Source organism: Wolbachia pipientis, assembly GCF_023661085.1.
Taxonomy (GTDB): domain Bacteria; phylum Pseudomonadota; class Alphaproteobacteria; order Rickettsiales; family Anaplasmataceae; genus Wolbachia.
In genome coordinates this window covers 1-1890 of sequence record NZ_JAHDJT010000159.1, presented here as the reverse complement: position 1 = coordinate 1890, position 1890 = coordinate 1, and the positions used below count along the sequence as shown (strand labels likewise).

At 36.9% G+C, this 1890-nt stretch carries 1 protein-coding gene and 1 tRNA gene; one reads left to right on the top strand and one right to left on the bottom strand.

Annotation, left to right across the window (positions count from 1 at the left end; translation table 11 throughout):
- Window positions 1-384 precede the first annotated feature (384 nt).
- Complete coding sequence (locus DM84_RS05815; protein ID WP_250779042.1) at window positions 385-1695, top strand: ankyrin repeat domain-containing protein; 1311 nt, start codon at window positions 385-387, stop codon at window positions 1693-1695.
- Window positions 1696-1806: 111 nt separating this feature from the next.
- Here DM84_RS05815 and DM84_RS05810 read toward each other — a convergent pair.
- Window positions 1807-1878: transfer RNA gene (locus tag DM84_RS05810), tRNA-Asn, on the bottom strand.
- Window positions 1879-1890 lie beyond the last annotated feature (12 nt).

The window sequence follows — 1890 nt, the reverse complement described above, 5'->3', positions numbered from 1 at the left end:
TTAAAACTTCGGGTTTTCAAGCTGAAACGCGCTTATAAGTCGTTTAAGACATCACTCAACGCCGGATTTTAAAATAGAGAGTGGAATAACTAGCTACCTCGGGGTTTTATTGTCTTTTTTCCCTGTCTGGTAAGTTTCTTAAATACTATAGCTTAGACTAGTTGCGCTTAAAAGCAGCTAAATTGCAGCGTTTAAGGCATAAAAACGCCAATACTAAAAGTAAATACTGACCGGGGCTTCTTTTGCTTTTTTTCAGCCTTGCTACTCGTTAGCGCCGCATTAGCTATATCACATGGGATTTTGCAATAGGCCCAGCTTAACATAAAAATTTTGACTTTTTGAAATTTTTTGGTTACACTTAAGTATAGCTGTGGAGGAGATACTATGAGCAGAGAAGAAGCTTTAAAAATATTAGGCTTAAATGCGAATCCCAGTGAAAAAGACATCAAAGAAGCACGTAACACACTAGCCCTTCAGTATCATCCAGATAAAAACTCAGATAAAGAACAGGAAGAACTTAAAAAAGCTGAAGAGAAATTTAAACAGTTACAAGCTGCATATAAGCTTCTTGCTGGAACAGGTGCAAAAGAGGTTGTGTTACTCCATGACGAAGACTTAGATAGAGTTAGCTGTACTGAGGATTTAAAATTTTGCTTATATACGGCTCTCTTCAATCGAGATATAGCGTTTCTTAAAAAGCTTTTTTCCAAATTCAAAAGCAGTAAGGGTGGAGAATTTGGTGATTACATCAATGCAATGTGTGTACAGGACCACTTGCCGTTGGGTGTTGCTATCAATTCGTACAATATTGATCTTGTAAACCTGCTCTTAGAGAATGGTGCTAACCCTAACATAAAAATATTTTGTGAGCGTACTCCATTATGTTATCCTGGAATTGTCAAATATGGTAACATTGTCAAACTACTTTTAGATTATGGTGCTGACCCTAATACACGAGTATATGGTCTTGCTCCATTAGATATAGCCGGAGATGATAGGTTCTATGAAGTTGCAGAATTACTTTTAAAATATAGAGCTGATCCTAATGCACAAGGTGATTTTGGTTATACTACATTGCATAGGGTATACAAACACTATAGAGTTGCAGAATTACTTTTAAAATATGGCGCTGACCCTAATATACAGAATATATTTGGTAGTACTCCATTGCATGAAATAATTCATTGTAATGAGTATGAATGTGAAAAAGAAAAAACCTTAGCGTTGTTTTTGAAGTATGGTGCAGATTCTAATGCAGCTGATCATCATGCAAAAGACTACTACATGAAAAGACTCATAAAACGTACTCCATATTTTGCTAATAGTGGGATAATAAATTGCATTAAGACGCTTGTTTTGCCATATGGTAGCAATGATAAAGTTAAAAAGTTAATGGCTGAATATGGTAGTGTTGATAGACGCTATCTCATTAGCCAATCGGGATTTGCTTGTTGTTGCTTGATGGTAGCTTCTACTACTCTGTTTAGTATGGCTTCCCCTTGGTGCTATGTACCAACAGCAGTGTTTGCACTCGCTGCATGTTTTTTCGTTAAAAATGCTGTACAGGCAGCATTTTTTGCAAAAACAAAAGAACCTTCTCCTGAGTTTACTGAAGTTATTACTGAAAAAGTAGTAAATAGTGCTGAGCTAAATGCTGAGAACAATTCTCAAGAAATCAATAGTGCATTAGTTTAACCCACAACTATACGAACATTGTGATTTAAGATTAATCTCCACCAGGAAGAATGTCATTCCAACGCGTGACGCTGGCATCTAGGAATTTTATCAGGTTAGTGAATATAAAAGCTCCCCGGGCCGGATTCGAACCAGCGACCAATTGGTTAACAGCCAACTGCTCTACCACTGAGCTACCGAGGAATAAACTGGTTT